The organism is Solwaraspora sp. WMMD1047 (assembly GCF_029626155.1).
GTDB lineage: Bacteria > Actinomycetota > Actinomycetes > Mycobacteriales > Micromonosporaceae > WMMD1047.
This window is the reverse complement of sequence record NZ_JARUBL010000001.1, coordinates 8,068,870-8,084,814: the sequence shown is the minus strand read 5'-3', so window position 1 is coordinate 8,084,814 and position 15,945 is coordinate 8,068,870. Positions and strand designations below refer to the sequence as shown.

At 68.8% G+C, this 15,945-nt stretch carries 14 protein-coding genes; 9 read left to right on the top strand and 5 right to left on the bottom strand.

What is annotated here, in order from left to right; all coding sequences use genetic code 11:
* The first annotated feature begins 51 nt into the window (after positions 1–51).
* Both O7627_RS36765 and O7627_RS36760 read left to right on the top strand, forming a co-directional pair.
* Positions 52–867, top strand: a complete 816-nt coding sequence (locus O7627_RS36765) for a hypothetical protein (RefSeq protein WP_278098039.1) — start codon at positions 52–54, stop codon at positions 865–867.
* Positions 868–1,134: 267 nt separating this feature from the next.
* A complete protein-coding gene (locus O7627_RS36760; RefSeq protein ID WP_278098038.1) occupies positions 1,135–1,626 on the top strand; it encodes a hypothetical protein in 492 nt (163 codons plus the stop codon).
* A gap of 143 nt (positions 1,627–1,769) precedes the next feature.
* Here the strand turns inward: O7627_RS36760 and O7627_RS36755 are convergent, their stop codons facing one another.
* Positions 1,770–1,952, bottom strand: a complete 183-nt coding sequence (locus tag O7627_RS36755; protein ID WP_278098037.1) for a hypothetical protein — start codon at positions 1,950–1,952, stop codon at positions 1,770–1,772.
* A 383-nt stretch (positions 1,953–2,335) separates the two neighbouring features.
* On the opposite strand from O7627_RS36755, the gene O7627_RS36750 reads away from it, so the two are divergent.
* The 3 genes from O7627_RS36750 (at position 2,336) to O7627_RS36740 (ending at position 4,822) form a co-directional block, all read left to right on the top strand.
* On the top strand, positions 2,336–2,782 hold the full coding sequence (locus tag O7627_RS36750; RefSeq protein WP_278098036.1) for a hypothetical protein: 447 nt from the start codon (positions 2,336–2,338) through the stop codon (positions 2,780–2,782).
* A gap of 824 nt (positions 2,783–3,606) precedes the next feature.
* Positions 3,607–3,912: a pilin gene (locus O7627_RS36745; protein WP_278098035.1), complete on the top strand. Its 306-nt coding sequence runs from the start codon at positions 3,607–3,609 to the stop codon at positions 3,910–3,912.
* Positions 3,913–3,919: 7 nt separating this feature from the next.
* Positions 3,920–4,822 (top strand): conjugal transfer protein TrbL family protein, encoded by a 903-nt coding sequence (locus O7627_RS36740; protein ID WP_278098034.1) that lies wholly within the window; start codon positions 3,920–3,922, stop codon positions 4,820–4,822.
* Positions 4,823–5,212: 390 nt separating this feature from the next.
* Here O7627_RS36740 and O7627_RS36735 read toward each other — a convergent pair whose 3' ends face one another.
* From O7627_RS36735 to O7627_RS36720, 4 genes are all read right to left on the bottom strand, one after another.
* Positions 5,213–7,321: a tetratricopeptide repeat protein gene (locus O7627_RS36735; RefSeq protein WP_278098033.1), complete on the bottom strand. Its 2,109-nt coding sequence runs from the start codon at positions 7,319–7,321 to the stop codon at positions 5,213–5,215.
* Positions 7,222–8,364 (bottom strand): hypothetical protein, encoded by a 1,143-nt coding sequence (locus O7627_RS36730; protein WP_278098032.1) that lies wholly within the window; start codon positions 8,362–8,364, stop codon positions 7,222–7,224. The genes O7627_RS36735 and O7627_RS36730 overlap by 100 nt, the downstream gene beginning before the upstream one ends.
* Positions 8,365–8,367: 3 nt before the next feature.
* Complete coding sequence (locus O7627_RS36725) at positions 8,368–8,688, bottom strand: trypco2 family protein (RefSeq protein WP_278098031.1); 321 nt, start codon at positions 8,686–8,688, stop codon at positions 8,368–8,370.
* A 117-nt stretch (positions 8,689–8,805) separates the two neighbouring features.
* The gene (locus O7627_RS36720) at positions 8,806–9,117 is read right to left on the bottom strand and encodes a hypothetical protein (RefSeq protein WP_278098030.1); all 312 of its coding nucleotides are present in this window, start codon (positions 9,115–9,117) and stop codon (positions 8,806–8,808) included.
* 313 nt (positions 9,118–9,430) lie between these two features.
* Between O7627_RS36720 and O7627_RS36715 the strand changes: the two genes are divergently transcribed.
* From O7627_RS36715 to O7627_RS36700, 4 genes are all read left to right on the top strand, one after another.
* On the top strand, positions 9,431–10,336 hold the full coding sequence (locus O7627_RS36715) for a PrgI family protein (RefSeq protein ID WP_278098029.1): 906 nt from the start codon (positions 9,431–9,433) through the stop codon (positions 10,334–10,336).
* A gap of 77 nt (positions 10,337–10,413) precedes the next feature.
* Positions 10,414–12,099, top strand: a complete 1,686-nt coding sequence (locus tag O7627_RS36710) for an ATP-binding protein (protein WP_278098559.1) — start codon at positions 10,414–10,416, stop codon at positions 12,097–12,099.
* Positions 12,099–14,603, top strand: a complete 2,505-nt coding sequence (locus O7627_RS36705; protein WP_278098028.1) for a TraM recognition domain-containing protein — start codon at positions 12,099–12,101, stop codon at positions 14,601–14,603. The genes O7627_RS36710 and O7627_RS36705 overlap by 1 nt, the downstream gene beginning before the upstream one ends.
* A gap of 245 nt (positions 14,604–14,848) precedes the next feature.
* Positions 14,849–15,727, top strand: a complete 879-nt coding sequence (locus O7627_RS36700) for a replication-relaxation family protein (RefSeq protein ID WP_278098027.1) — start codon at positions 14,849–14,851, stop codon at positions 15,725–15,727.
* The last annotated feature ends 218 nt before the right edge of the window (positions 15,728–15,945 follow it).

The window sequence follows — 15,945 nt, the reverse complement described above, 5'->3', positions numbered from 1 at the left end:
TGAGGGTCTTCGCCCCACACCCGGTGGGGCTGTTCTCCTTCAGGAGCCGCTATGCCCCGCACCGCTCTGACCGTCGCCGAGGACGCCTTCCGGCTGCTGGTCTGTCAACCAGCACCTCTGGCCTTCGACGGCCGCCCGATCGACGGTCTACCCGACCGGCACCTCCCCTTGGACGAACTCCGCACCCTGCTACGAAGCCCGACGATGGGCCCCGACACCTCCGACGCCACTTGGCGTCAACTAGCCCACCAGGCCCGAGACTGGGGGCCCGCGTGGACGGTCGGCGCGGTCGGCGTCGCCCTACCCGGCCTGACGCACCTCGCCGCACGCCTGTCCAAGGGCCACACGAAACTTGCCGACGACATCGACTCCGAACTGCTCACCGCGTTCCTGCACACGCTGCGCACCGACGACCTTCAGACACCGCGGATCTGGCTGCGGCTGTGCTGGGCGGCGTGGCGGGCCGGACTCAAAGCCCGCCGCAACGACGACCTACTCGAACTACCACCGGACGTGCCGGTCGGATCCCGCACCCCATACCGGCCCTACGGCCACCCCGACCTCCTCCTCGGCCGAGCCGTCGCCGCCGGCATCATCACCGACAGCCAAGCCGAACTGATCTCCTCCACCCGACTCGGCGACGTGCTCATTGAGCAGATCGCCGCCGAGCACCGCCAGACCGGCGCGGTCATGCGCATGAGGCGCAAGCGCGCCGAACGCAAGCTTGTGGCCGCCCTGGTGCAGGGGCAAATGAGCGGATTCGTACTGAAGGAAACATTCGTCCGGGACAGAGCTACGGAAGCGCGCCGGAACGGCGTTGCCAGCTTGTCACCGAGGCGGGCGCAGGCGGCGCGACCCGTCGGTTGACCTTCGGCGATGACGTCGTCGTGTCGTCTGGTGAAGGTTGTTGCGTCTGATGTGACATGCTTTGTGAGGCGCCGTTGGCTGAGGCGTTGGCGGGTTTTGCCTGATGGATGCTGGGGTCCGGGGGGAAATCTGGATCCGGAGTCGGTGTTCGAGGCAATGCTGGCTAGATGGACCCGCGCCGCCGCGCCACCGGGCTAGAATCTTTCCCTAGTGACTACGACGCTTGACGATGGACGCAACGATGCGCCCGACATGCTCCAGTGCCCCGTGACCGAGACAAGCCTGTACCCGACACTCGTCCTTGCCGTGCGCGACATGCGCACCGCCAACGGCCGGAACGAGACCACCGGCGAGGGCACCGGGAACGAGTCCTGGATCGGGCTCAGCATCGCGATGACCGTGCTCGACACGCTCACCAGCGGGACGGAGAAAGTCGGCCAGCGATGGTCCAACCTGCTGACGAGCCACGATGTGACGGAGGCAGACGCGAAGCTGATCTATGCGCTTCGCTGCTCGTTGTTGCACGGCTATGGCCCGCCCAAGGCGAGTGCCGGCACGGCCAACCGCCACATGCTCCTGACGGCCGACCCGCACGCCTATGCCGTCGACACCTCGCGTGCCGGCGTGGCCCTAGTGAGCGTGCCGGTCTTCTGCGGCCGGCTGGTCGAGCGCATCGTCTTCGCCGCGTGGGAGGACTGGGACCAGGAGTTGGTCAATACCGACATCTTCAACGCAGCCACGCCGGCTGCGGGCGGCTGAGCTGAGGCTCACTGCGCCTCGATCCGCGGCCGGGCCGATCCCCCGCGGGGCCAGGATCAGTGCGTCGATCTCGGCGGGCAGAGTGCTGCTGGTGCCGGTCGGCCGGTCGACGTGTTCGACCCGCATTCTTGCCGCTGGCCTGGTCAGCCGGATGCGTAGTTGCCGTTCGGGGTCGCTGGCAGCAGGGCCGCGCGGCGGCGCACGCCGGGTGGCGATCGTTTGGCGGCGACTTCGGCAATGGCCCGGCCGGCCAGTTGCACGATGTGGAGGTGGTTGACGATCAGCATTGCATGGGGCAGGGCCCGGCGGACGGCTGCCTTGGACACGGTGCACATGTCAATAGCGACGGCCTAGACCTGGTCGCGCCAGGCGGTGGGACGCGCAGTGAGTCAGTCGGTTACCGCGGCGCTGGTACGGCCTTCGACCTGGGAAAGTGGACCCTTCTCGCTTCCGAGGCCGCAGAACCCGACGTGTCAGCGGTCGACGGTAGTGGTCCAAGGAGGTGGTGACATGCGTGCCTTCGCATGGCAGAGTCGGCTGAATACCCGAACCCTATCGACGTCTCCCGAAAGTACCGTGAACCCGTTCAGCCGATTGTGCTCAATCCGACGATCGAGCACCCGGCCTGATCTGACGCTTGAACGGGTGGCCCAGGATGTGTCGGGTCGGACGGTGCGGTTGGGGCCTGCGAGCACTGGAAGGATCGTTGATGGGGTCTCTGGAGGAGGAAATCCGTCGACAGGCGGAGCGCGAGGCACAGGCAAGGCTTGAATCAGAACGTGAAGATCAAGAACGTGAACGTCTGATCGCCGACTTCTTGAATATAATGGCGAAAGCGGGTAATCCCGGCCTGCGGCGCTGGACGATTCGACGACTTGGCGGGATCAAGCGAACAGGCGGGCTTTTCAGCCGAAGGTTCGAGGATGAGGTACTCGATACCTATATCATTGAGGGGTGGCTACTCCAATCCGAGATTATCATCACCTTGGACGGGCGGTTCCACCGCTTTTTTGAGTACTTCGGCGAGAACGATGCGAATTGGAGTAAGGCCGACACAGTCACGGAAAAGTATGTTAAGTTCGACTGCTCCGCTGGCGACAACACAACTTTACGTGCCGCCATGGCGAGACTCTTTCGTGCGCCAGACGCAAACTAAGAACAGGATCGGTCGGCTTCTTCGCCGACGCTGCTACATCCGCCCACGGTCAACCCGGGATCACGCGAGTCAGCGAGAGCGCCGAGGCGAAGCAAGAGGATGCCCCTATCAGCAGCAGACATTCGGCTGACCGAGCCGCGTCATTCCCGCCCGACGGCGCATCCGCAAGACCGGTAACCACGCGCCGCGATGTCTGCTGATCGAGAAGGCTGATCCTTGCCGTGGCGACGGGGATCAACGCGGCCTGGTCTCGCCGCCGCCCGAGCCGCTCCAGATCTCAAACGCTCGAGAGGGCGTGCGCAGGCACGCCGATCGCAGCAGTTGGCGCGGGGTTCGGATGGTCCAACACCGCCCGCGGCAGCCTCCCGCCGAGGGTGTCACCTTCGCCTAACACGGCTCTCGACCGGTCGTCTCGCGCACAGGAACTGGCCATCGGCAGCGTAGTCGACCGTTCGTCAGAACGGTGTGCGGCCAGCTGAGCCTGACATGCGTTCGCGGCGGAGGTGCCCGGACCTGTCAACGGCGAATCAGCGGTATCCGGCTTGACCGCCGGGACCGTCTTCTACCTGTGTCGTTAGGTCTGGTCAGGTCGGGTCCGGTGGGGCGCGAGTTCGTGCCGGCTGACAATGCAGGTCTGGGTGGTGCATGCCGCTGATGGCGTGCCCGCCTCGGTGGGGCTACCGCCCCGGGCGGCTGGCCGCAATCCGGTACGGCGTACTGACCCCCGACCTTCGCGATCGACGTAGGGAGGAGCGCCCCCACCGGCCAGCACCGCGCGAGGTTCCCACCGAGGCGGTCCCACGAACTCGTTGTGGAGACCGCCCATGCACGCGTACACCCTCGTCTCCGCTGCCGGAGACCTGATCGCAGCAGCACCCGCCCCGAATGTCGTGGCGGCGAAGAGCATCCCCGAGGTCATTCAGAGCCTCGAACTGTGGATCATGAGGATCTTGGCGGCCGTGGCCACCTTGTTCCTCGTCATCGGTGGACTGCGGTACATGACCGCCGGCGGTGACCCGGCCCAGGCGGAACAGGCCAAGGGGAACTTCAAAGCGGCCCTGGCCGGCTACGCCCTGGCAGTCCTCGCACCGGTGATCCTGCAAGTCCTGCAGGGCATCCTCGGCGGCTGAAGCCGCCATGACCGAGTGGCTGTACAACGGCCTGATCGAGTGGCTCGCCGAGCGTGTCCAGGGCATGCTCGGCGGGCTCGTCTCGCTCCTGACCGCCACGTTCTTCACCTCACCCGACGTCACGGTCTTCCCGCAGGTCCAACTGCTGGTTGGCCGGTCCGTCGTGGTCGTCAACGCCGCCTTCGTGTTGGCGATCATCGTCGCCGGCGCCACGGCGATGACACATGGCACCTTCCAGATCCGATACCAGGCCAAAGACCTGCTGCCCCGACTGGTGTTCGGGTTCGTGGCGTCGAACTTCGGCGTCGAGCTGTGCCGGATGCTCATCGAGACGGCCAACGCGTTGACGGTCGCGATGGTCGGCCAGACCGCGTCCGGTCCGCAGGTCATCGAGTTCGTCACGGCCCGCATCGTCGGCGCCTTGACCAGCCCGCCGTCAGCCGTGCTCGCGGTAGTGATCGGGCTGATCATCGTCGTGCTGTTCTACATGCTGCTGGTCGGTTGGTTCGCCAGGATCGCCACGCTGATCGTGCTCGCCGGTATCGCCCCGGTCGCGCTGGCGTGTTACGCCCTGCCGCACACCCAGGCCGCCGCCGGGCTGTGGTGGCGCTCGCTGCTGGGTTGTCTGGCCACGCCGCTGCTGCAGGCCATCTTCTTCACCACCGGCGTGGATCTGCTGCTCGACCCGGAGCACAACGTGCCGATCCTGTTGGGCCTTCCCGGCGGCGCGAGCACCGACGTGTTCAACCTGTTCATGGCCGCCTTCCTGCTCATGGTGACCGTGCGCATCCCGAAACTGGTCGGCCGCTACGTCACCCGAGGGGGCCAGGTGTCCACCGCCGGAGTCGTGCTGCGCGCCGTGGTCCTCCAGTCGATCACCCGCCGTATGCCCGTCCTCGGACGCCGCTAGCCCTTTCGTCTCTCGCAAAGGAGTTCTGCCATGGACGACGACATCCCCCGGGCCTGCGTGCCGACGGGCGCTTCATACTGCATCTCCGATTTCTGTTGGGTCGGTGGGCGCGGGTCACGTCCTGATCGTCATCTCGCGCCGACGTCGGCGGGGTAATCCGGGATGCCGCCGACGAGCCGCGCGAAGCTGACCCGCGTCCTTCAGCGATCGAGTCGCGGCAGCCGCCCGCTCCAACCGTCCGCGATGACGGTTGGAGCCACGGCGCGTAACGGATAGCCCGGGTTACTGAGAATGGTCACGTACGGGCAAATATGAATATGCAGGTCGTGCGAGTCAAAGGGGTCGATCAGCGATCTGAGTTGACCGCTGAGCGATCCACAAACGGACACTTCAGCTCCGGTCCGGCGGCGGGTTGAGAAGGGTGCGGATCTCGTCTGCCTCTGCCGTGCGATCGAGGGCTTGCAGGATGTCGGCCTGGGTTGCGAGGGCGGCACGCAGGAGGCCGATGAACGCTTCTGGTTCGTGCTCCACCAACGCTACGAAGAGGCTCACCGCTTCGGCGATCAGAGCCAGCCCGTTGTCCAGGTCGGCGTTCAGGGCGTGGCGTACCCACGCGGCCACCCACAGCCCGCGGGCCAGGTCGGGTAGGTAGGCGTCGCGGTTGGCTTCGGCCAGCTCCCGGCGCAGGGTGACCGCTTCCTGGGAGAACGTCAGGGCTTCCGGCCGCCGCCCGGCCTCGGCCAGCCTGTTCGCGTGGTTGTTCACCGACATGGCCAGGTTGGGCAGGTAGGCGTCGCGGTTGGCTTCGGCCAGCTCCCGGTAGACGGTGACCGCTTCCTGGGAGAACGTCAGGGCTTCCGACCGCCGCCCGGCCTCGGCCAGCCTGTTCGCGTGGTTGTTCACCGACATGGCCAGGTTGGGCAGGTAGGCGTCGCGGTTGGCTTCGGCCAGCTCCCGGTAGACGGTGACCGCTTCCTGGGAGAACGTCAGGGCTTCCGACCGCCGCCCGGCCTCGGCCAGCCTGTTCGCGTGGTTGTTCACCGACGCGGCCAGGTCGGGCAGGTAGGCGTCGCGGTTGGCTTCGGCCAGCTCCCGGTAGACGGTGACCGCTTCCTGGGAGAACGTCAGGGCTTCCGACCGCCGCCCGGCCTCGGCCAGCCGCAGCGCGTGATTGTTCACCGACACGGCCAGGTCGGGCAGGTAGGCGTCGCGGTTGGCTTCGGCCAGCTCCCGGCGCAGGGTGACCGCTTCCTGGGAGAACGTCAGGGCTTCCGACCGCCGCCCGGCCTCGGCCAGCCGCAGCGCGTGGTTGTTCACCGACATGGCCAGGTCAGGCAGGGTGTGTTCATCGTCGGTCAACTCGCGCAGGACGGTGACGTGTAGTGCGGTGATCTGGGTGATGTAGCCGGCGAGGCTGACGGAGTAGCGGGGTAACCGGGCCGCGACCAGGTTCAGCGTGGCCACCAGGCCGGGGAGGTCACGCTGGCCGTACCGGTGCAGCCCGGCGAGCAGGCCCGCGGGGTGTGTGACGGCCACGGCGGCGTACTGTGCCGCTGGCGCGTAGCGAGCCGGATGAGCGTCGATGAGCGATGCGATCTGTTCGGTGAGCTGCTGGTGGTGGTCGGGGCGTTCGGCTGCCCTACTCACCACGGTCAGGGCGTTGACGATCGCCGGTTGCTGGTCCAGAAGCACGCTCGCGGCGGGCAGGACGTCGGGCTGCTCCATCAGGGTCTGTGCGAGCATGCGCTCGGCCAGGCGGTCCGGTTGCACCAGCCCGATGGCCGTGGGTGAGCCGACTGTGGGTGGGTAGAGGGAACCCAGCCATGCCAGCACGTCGTGGACCGGTCCGCCGGCGAGGCCGGCGACCGCGGCCGCCGTCGGGTTGTCGCAGGCGCCGAGCAGGATGGCGCCGGCGACAGCCCGGTCGAGTAGGCCGGTGGCGTCGCGGCGGCGTTCGTCGACGTCGTGGCGGCTACTGAGGACGCCGGGGTTGAACAGGCCGCGGCGGGCTGCGATACGCCGCTGGTAGCGGCGTTCGTGGGCCACGAGTTCACGTTCGGGGTCGCCGACCTGCGCCGGGTCGTCGCCTGCCGCCGCGCGCAGCAGCGCGACGAGGGCGGCCATGTGCAGCGTGAGCACGTTGCCATACCGGTCGTCGGTCAGGTCCGGGCGCCGGTCACGCAGCCGGGCGGCGATGGTCGGCCAGTCGACGGTGGCCGCGTCGGGCAGGGCGGGCAGGGCAGTGGGGCTGGTGAACGCCGCTATCGCCTCGTCGAACCACCCCGCCCGCTCGGCTGGTTCGGCGGCCAGCGGCGAAAGCGGCGCCAGCAGCGGATCCTCGGACACGACGTGGGGCAGTTCCGTGCGTAAGCCCTCCCACCACGCGCCCTTGTGCCGGGTCAGCAACAGCAGCCGCACCGGATGTCGCGGCGGCTGTGACACCAGGTCCGCGATGAGGCGGGCCATCCGGTCGGGGCGGGTCTCGGCGTAGTCGGCCACCAGGACCACCGGCGCTGAACTCGACCGCAACCGGTCGATGTACCTGCCGTCGATGTGATCGGCATCGTCGGTGTCCGGCCCGGCCGTGCGGGGCAGGAACCCGCCCACGAAGCCGGCAGGGGTCTCACGCAGGAACTGGCGCGCCAGCCGGGTCTGCCCTGCCCGCCCGCCCCGGACACCACAGTCACCGACACCGCGCCCGGCTGATCCCGCCAACCCGCCAACACGTTTAAGGCGTCACGGCGGCCGTGGAACGCCACCACCTCACCATCCGCGGCCAGCAACGACCCTGGCGTGCCCACCAGCGCGGCCATCACCACCGACAGGGCACCGTGCAGTTGCACCGACTCCACCCACGGCACCGCCGCCCCATCAGCGACCATCTGCGCGACAAAGCCGGGCTCCCGGCACAACGCCGCGACCGGATGGGCATACAGCCGGCGGCCGGCGAACACTGCTGAGTCCCGCACACACACCCCGACCAGAAGCTGCCCACCCCCCGGCGGATCCTGAGAGCGGGGATCACAGAACACCGCCGCGCCCGACAACCCCGCCCACGGATGTCCACGCCCGACATCGGCACGGGTATCAGGAAAGGCATCCTGTTCGACCGCGAACCCGCCACCCGGCCCCATCGACAGAGGATTCACCACACCCGAAAGCTGGGTCACCGCCCGCTGCCCGGACTCGAACTCCGCAAACGCCGGATACCCCGCTCCGGTGTAGCCGAACTGCTGCACACCGGTCGACCGGCCCCACCGCACCACACCGGACATCGGCGGCAGATCACCGCTCACCCGCACCAGAGCCACATCGGCCCCGGCCGGATCCACCCACACCTCCACAGCACCGAATGGCCCCACCACCCCGTGCATCGGATGCCCCAGCCAGATCTCGACCCGAGGTAGCAGCACACCGTGCCTGTCACGCAGGTTGTGGGCGGCGGTCAGGACCAGCGACCGGCTGATCCGGTATCCGGAACCCGTCTTGACGACCCCGTCTGCGTCACCACACCGAAGATCGGCGAGCAGCCGCTCGTCCAACGCTCACCACGCCCGCTTGCGGTCGTCGGCAACCTCAGCAGGACCTCCGGTCGCCCGATCCGTTACCGCCAGCTGCAACGTGACCCGATGCGTGCGCGACCTGCCGAACGTGGCGTCCGCGCCCGCCTCGACACCACCGAACCCCACCACATCGATCTTGACCTTACCGCCCGGGGCCGTTTCCCGCGACACCTCGACCAGAAGCTCCACCTCGGCACCCTCGATCCGCAAACCCAGGCTGCTACCGGCACCGTCAGCTTGCGCTTTCTCCAAATCCTCACGAAGACGACCCAGCACTTCCGCCAACCCAAACGTTTCAGCCATCGCCTGCCGCCCCTCTCCACCCCGAACTGCGCGACAGCCCATCATCGACCAAGCACCCACCCCGGACTCCGTGTCAGTCACCCACCCGACTCACGCCCAACCGCTCCACGACACCATTCACACCCGACGCACCAGCGACCACCGAGCCCAGCACACCAGACCCACCAGGTCGGCGTCGACGACGATGATCTGCTCGGCCAGCCACCCGAGCTCGGCCGCGGTCGTCGCCAGCCCGTACTGCCGAGCAGTTGACTCGGTGTTCTGCCGCACCTGCGCCATCGACGACTGCCGCAGGTACACGATCGCCAGCCTCGACAGATGACTCGACGTGATCTTCGAGCTGGGCGCCATCACGCTTTCTCCCTGAAGCAGCGATTCGACCATGTTCGCCACGACCATCACGGCCTGGCGGACGTCCCACCCGCTCACCACTCCACGTTCCCGGCCCGCTCGGGCCATCCCCACACACCTGCCTGTCAGGAGCATGTCCATGGCCATCCGTTACCGCCGCCGCTGGATCGGTCTTGTCGATCAGCGCGCGCCGCCGACAGGCCCTCCACCGCCAGCCGATCCGACGACGCCGCGACACCACGGTCGGTCCAGTCCTGAGCCACCGTGATGCGCCGCCTCCCCTCGACCTCACACACGAAGAACAGACCATGCCGCTTGCGCTGCGTGAACCGCACAACCCGCCTCTGCCCCTTCAACGGATGAAACGGATGAAACGGATGAGTGATCACCAATGAGTCCGAAACTCGACGAGACTGACGGGCTGTGCACGGCACGGATTCCCGCTGACATTGGCGCCCCAGACAAAATCGCGTGGGGGCTGACGTTCCGGCAGCTCGCCATCATCGGCACCGTCGCCGGTGCCGGCTGGCTGCTGTACTCGAACGTCGGTCCGCTGCTGCCCCCGATGGCATGGGTCATCGCCGCGATCCCGATCGCCGCGGTGACCATCGTCGTCGCGCTCGGCAAGCGCGACGGCCTGCCGCTGGACGTCTGGCTACGCCACGGCTTCGCGCTGCGCCGGGTGCCGAAGCTGCAAACCCCGGGCCGCACCCGCGTCGGACAGGCGCTGGTCGAGGCGACCGCGCCGCCGAGGGTGCCGGCGCCGCTGCGCTCGGCCGCCATGACGATCGGAGCCGACGGCACCCTCACCGTGGACGGCGCGGCCCGCTGTCTGATCGCCTGCGGCACCACCAACGTGGCGTTGCGCACCGGGCAGGAACAGGCCGCGCTGCTGTCAGGGTTCGGGCAGTGGCTCAACGCGTTGACCGGCCCGGCGCAGATCGTGGTCGCCGCGCAACGGCATGACCTGACCCCGTACGCCCAAGCGGTTCTGGACCACACGGCCCGGCTGCCGCACGAGGCGCTGCGGCGGGCAGCCGATGACTACGCCGCCTTTCTGCTCGACCTCGACGCAACCCGGGATCCGCTGCGCCGCCAGGTGCTCGCCGTCATCCCGCAAGGCCCTACCCGGGAGGCCACGGTCCGCGCGTTCGGCGCTCTCGGGGTGTCCGCGGACCCGCTCGACGGCGGCGCGGTCGCCGCCGCGCTCGCCAGCGCGGTCGACCCCTACCAGCCGCCGGTACCCGGCCCGAGGGCCGTGCCCGGCATCCCGATCACCATCCGGAGGTCATCATGACCCTGCTCACTCGCAAGCGATTGCGCACCGCCGCCGCCGCGAAGACCCCGGTCGACCCGCCGCCGGCGCCGGCGGCAATGGAGATCACCCCGACCCATGTGCGGATCGGCGACGACTACGCCGCCACCTACGCCGTGTGCGGCTACCCGGCCGAGGTCGGCCCGGCGTGGCTGGTCCCTTTGCTGTCCTACCCGGGCCGGGTCACCGTCGCCGTGCACGTCGAACCGGTGCCGGCGCCGATCGCCGCGCCGATGCTCACCAAACAACGCGCCCGCCTGGAGTCGACCCGGCGCATCGACGCCGAACGCGGCAAGCTGTCCGATCCGACGGTCGACGCCGCCGCCACCGACGCCGCCGACCTGGCCGAGCGGGTCGCCCGTGGGGCATCCAAGTTGCACCACGGCGCGGTCTACGTCACGGTGCACGGCCGCAGCCTCGACGAGCTGCACGACACGGCGGCCGGGGTGCGCTCGGCTGCCGCGTCGATGCTGCTGGATTTGCAGCCGGCGACGTTCCGCCACCATCTCGGCTACACCACCACCCTCCCTTTGGGTGTGGACAAGCTGGGGATGCGGCGCGTCTTCGACACCGAGTCCCTCGCGGCGGCGTTCCCGTTCGCCTCTGGCGACCTCGCCGCCCCGGCCCCTGGCCAGCACGCGAGCGGCGACGCGGTGATGTACGGGGCGAACACCACCTCCCATGGGGTGGTGATGTGGAACAGGTGGGCACAGGACAACCACAACTCTGTGGTGCTCGCCAGAAGCGGCGCCGGGAAGAGCTACTTCGTCAAGTTGGAAGTGCTGCGCAGCCTGTACCAGGGTGTCGAAGTCGCGGTGATCGACCCGGAGGATGAGTACACGGCCCTGGCCGAGCACGTGGGCGGCACCGTCATCCAGCTCGGTGCGCCCGGGGTCCGGCTCAACCCGCTCGACCTGCCCGCCGACACGGACGTCACCGCGTTCCGCGACCACCAACTGACCCTGCACACGATCATCACGGTGATGCTCGGGGCGGTCCCGCCGCCGAGCGAGCGCCAAGCCCTGGACCGGGCGATCACCGCCACCTACGCCGCAGCCGGGATCAGCCACGACCCGGCGAGCTGGGGCAGGCCGGCGCCGCTCCTGGTTGATCTGGCCGCCACGCTGAACGCCGACACGGATCCGGCCGCTCAGCAGATGGCGGCCCGGCTCGCCCCGTGGACCTCGGGCACCTTCAAGGATCTGTTCGACGGACCGACCAGCACCCGACCGACCGGCCACCTGGTGGTGTGGTCGCTACGGCACCTACCCGACGAGCTACGCACCATCGGCACCCTGCTGACCCTCAACCACATCTGGGGACGCATCGACCAGACCGCGAGTAGCAACCACCGGGCGAAACGCCTCGTGGTCGTCGACGAAGCCTGGTTGTTGATGCGCGACGGCGAGGGCGCGCGGTTCCTGTCCCGGATGGCGAAGGCGGCCCGCAAACGCAACGCCGGCCTGACCGTCGTCACGCAGGACGCCGCCGACGTACTCGGGTCGGACCTCGGCCTCGCCGTCGTATCCAACGCGGCGACGCAGGTGTTGATGCGTCAGTCCACGCAGGCCATCGACGCGGTCACCGAAGCGTTCGACCTGACCGGTGGCGAGGCCCGGCTGCTGCTGTCAGCCGGACGGGGCGAGGGACTCCTGGTCGCTGGGCGGTCGAGGGTGCCGTTTCGTTCCCAAGCCTCCGGCAGTGAGCATCGCTTGGCGGTCACGGGGATCGGCGGTGAGCAGTGATGACCGACCTGCCGTGGGAGTCCTGGATCGTGTGGGTGACCGACCGGCCGTGGCTCGCCCTGGTCGCGGCGCTTGGTCTCGTCGGGTATGTGTTCGGCCGGGACCAGCTCCTGTCCTGGCGGCACCGCCGGTTCGTCGAGGGTGCCCGCTGGGTGAGCATCGCCGCACCGCCGGAGGTCACGCCGGAGTCGGCCGCCGCGTTGTGGTCCACCGTGACCGGGGTGCTCACCCCGTCGGTGTGGCGACGCCGCCTGTACGGGACGCCGCATGTCGGGTGGGAGTACACCTGGTCCGGCCGCACCCTGACGATCCGACTGTGGGTGCCCGGCACGGTGCCGCCCGGCTCCGTGGAGAGCGCGGTGCGGGCGGCCTGGCCCGCCTGCACCGTCGCGGTCGACGAGACGGCTGGCCCACCGATTCCGTGGACGGTGGCGGAACAGGCCGGCGGGGCGTTGTGGCCGCAGGAGACCGAAGGGCTGCCGCTGCGCACCGAACACGAGGCGGACCCGCTGCGGGCGCTGCTGTCGGCCGGTGCCGGTGTCCGCGACCGGGAACACGCGTGTGTGCAGATTCTGGCCCGGCCCGCCTCGGCCCGCCGGGTGCGCCGCGCCCGTCGGGCCGCGTCGAAGCCAGCCGGCACCCCCGGCGGCGACGTCGCCAACAAGGCGGTCAACAGCATGGCGCGGCTGGCGATCGAGCCGATCCTGTGGCTGCTGGAGGTGTTCCTGCCCGGTCCCACTCGCCGACCCACGACGGCGCGCACATCACGCTCGCGACTGGAGGTTCGTGACCCGGTGGCTGACGCCCACCAGCACGCCGTGGTGGACAAGGCCGTGCGCGTGCCGCACTTCGAGATCGCCATCCGCTACGCCGTCGCCGTCGACGACCAGAGCGACAACGGCGCCAGGCGCGGCAAGGCCGACAAGCGCACCAAGGACCAGCGGCGGCGCGACGACGAGCGCCACCAGCAGATGCGGGCACGGCTGCATGGGCTGGCGCACACCTTCGCGTCGGCGGCGGCCACCTACACCCGCCCCAACCGGCTGCGGCGGATGAAGATGGCCCAACCGGTCGCGGTGCTCGCCTCGCGGCGGCTGCTGCGCGGGTTCCTCGCCACCGTCGAAGAACTGGCCGTCCTCGCCGCCCTGCCGCAGGACCTCGCCGTGCCCGGCCTGGACCGGGCCAGAGCGAGAGCGATGCCGGCGCCCGCGGCGATTCCGTTCGGCGGGCGTGGGGTGAAGGTGCTCGGCCGCTCCCAGATCGGTGGGCACTCCGTCGGCCTGAACGTGGTCGACGCCCGCCAGCACGTGCACCTGATCGGCAAGACCGGCGTTGGCAAGTCCACCCTGCTGCTCAACATGATCCTGTCCGACGTGCACGCCCGGCGGGGCACGGTGGTCATCGACCCGCGCGGCGACCTCGTGTTGGACATCCTGGATCGGCTGCCGGGCGCATACGCCGACCGGATCGCGATCATCGACCCCGAGCAGGACAACCCGGCGTGTTTCAACCCGCTCGACGATGGCGGAGACGCGCACCTGGCGGTGGACAACCTCGTCGGTGTCTTCTCCAAGATCTTCCAAAGGCACTGGGGTCCACGCATCGATGACACCCTGCGGGTGAGCTGTTTGACGTTGATGCGTCACGCGCATCCCACCCTGTCGCTGGTGCCGCCGCTGCTCAACGACCGAGGCTTCCGGGGCCGGTTCGTCTACGACCTGTCCGACCCGGAAGGGCTGGGTGGGTTCTGGGCCTGGTACGACTCGATGAACGAAGGCCAACGCGCCCAGGTCATCGGCCCCGTCCTCGCGCGCTTGAGGGCGTTCCTGTTGCGCGACTTCGTCAAGAACGTCATCGGCACCGCGCACACCTCGTTCCAGATGTCGAAGATCCTGGACGGCGGGCTGCTGCTGTGCCGGCTCCCCAAGGGTGTCCTCGGTGAGGAAACCGCCAGAATCCTCGGCTCGCTGATCGTCGCCCGCGTCTGGCAGGCCGCCATTGCCCGCGCCGGACAACCGGAGGACCAGCGAAAAGACGCCACACTTTACATCGATGAATGCCAGAATTTTCTGAATTTGCCGGGTTCGGTCGACGACATGCTCGCCGAGGCCCGAGGGTTCCGCCTCGGCCTGGTCTTGGCGCACCAGAATCTGGCGCAGTTGCCGAAGGAGACCGCCGATGCGGTCTCGGCGAACGCCCGGTCGAAGATCTTCTTCAACGTCGACCCGAACGACGCCCGGGAACTGGCCAAGCACACCCGGCCCGAGTTGGAAGACCACGACTTGTCCCACTTGGACGTGTTCACCGCCTCCGCGCGGTTGCTGGTCGCCAACCGGGAGATGCCGGCGTTCACCTTCACCACCAACCCGCCGGTCGAGCCGGCGGGTGAGGCCACCGCGATCCGGCAGAGGGTCGCCGCGGCGCACGCCCGGCCCACCGAGGAATCCGCCATGCAGCAGGTAGCCCGCAAGGCGCTTCACCGGCGCACCAACCGACAGACCTGACCCGCAGCAACACACGTCCTGCCTTTTGTCCCCGAACATCCCGGCTGAAGGCCCTCGTTTGGGTGCTCGGCGGGGTTCTCGGTTGGTCTCTCGTTCGGGGGCGTTTCGGATACGAGGCCCCGAACGAGCCCGATCGGGGCGGCTGTCAGGCCGTCCACCAGCGGACCTGTCAACCGGCTCGCAAGATCCATCTGCCCAGACTCCCGTACCGGGAGTATCTCTCTACCTCTGAGGGGTGACTGCGTATGTCCACATCCGCATCGGCCAACAATCCGCTGGCCCTCTATAACCATCTGACCCCCCGTGACCGGAGCCTGCTCGCCCTGCTCGATGAGCAGCTGGTCCTGACCACCGATCAGGTTCACCGTCTGCACTACCGGGCGATGCGTACCTGTCAGATCCGGCTCCGCGAGCTGTACGCGCTGGGGCTGCTGGACCGGTTCCGGTTCGCGAGGCTGTACGGCGGGTCGGAGCCCTGGCACTGGGTCCTCGGGCTGCACGGTGCCCGGTTCATGGCCGGAGCCGCCGGCCGTCCGGCACCGACTGTGCGAGCCCACCGCGATCAGGTCAACCGGCTGGCCGCCCGCCCGAGCCTGCCGCACCTGCTGGCGACCAATGAGTTCTTCGTCCGGCTGGCGTTCACCGCCCGTATCGACCAGCGGGTGCGGCTGGACCGGTGGTGGTCCGAGCACACCGCTACCACGAGGTTCATGCGCGTGCGCCCCGACGGGCACGGGCTGTGGAGCGCACGCGGGCGCACGGTCGGCTGGTTCCTCGAAGTCGACATGGGCACCGAGCCATTGACTCGCGTCTCCGCGAAGTTGGAGGGGTACGAACGGCTTGCCGCCTCCGGCGGACCGGCCTACCCGGTGCTGTTCTGGCTGCCCAACGCCGACCGGGAGTCGCACCTGCAACAGATGCTGCGGGGGACGCTGCCGCAGGTGCCGGTGGCCACGGCCACGCACGAGAAGGATCCGGCCGACGCGGTGTGGCTGCCGGTCGACGGGTGGCAGCGGATCTCGCTGTCCGAGCTGCCCACCGACCACGGCATGAACACCGCGAGCAACCCGAACTGGGTCGCAGGTCAGCTCGACCTGTCCGGTCAGGCCGACCTCGCGGCCTGACCGGACAGCACCCTCCGACGGGTCGGACCGGACCTGACAGGACCTGTCAGTCGATGGCCCGGCTCCTAACACCGCAGGTCACGGCCCCGCCGAAGGTTTCCGGCGGGGCCCCGCCTGTCAGGTGGCGAAGCTACGGTGCGAACACATCCATTTGTTCCTGCACCGTTCGTCGCCACCCACGCCCGCTCGCGCCCCGCGCGAACACCTTCAGCCCACCC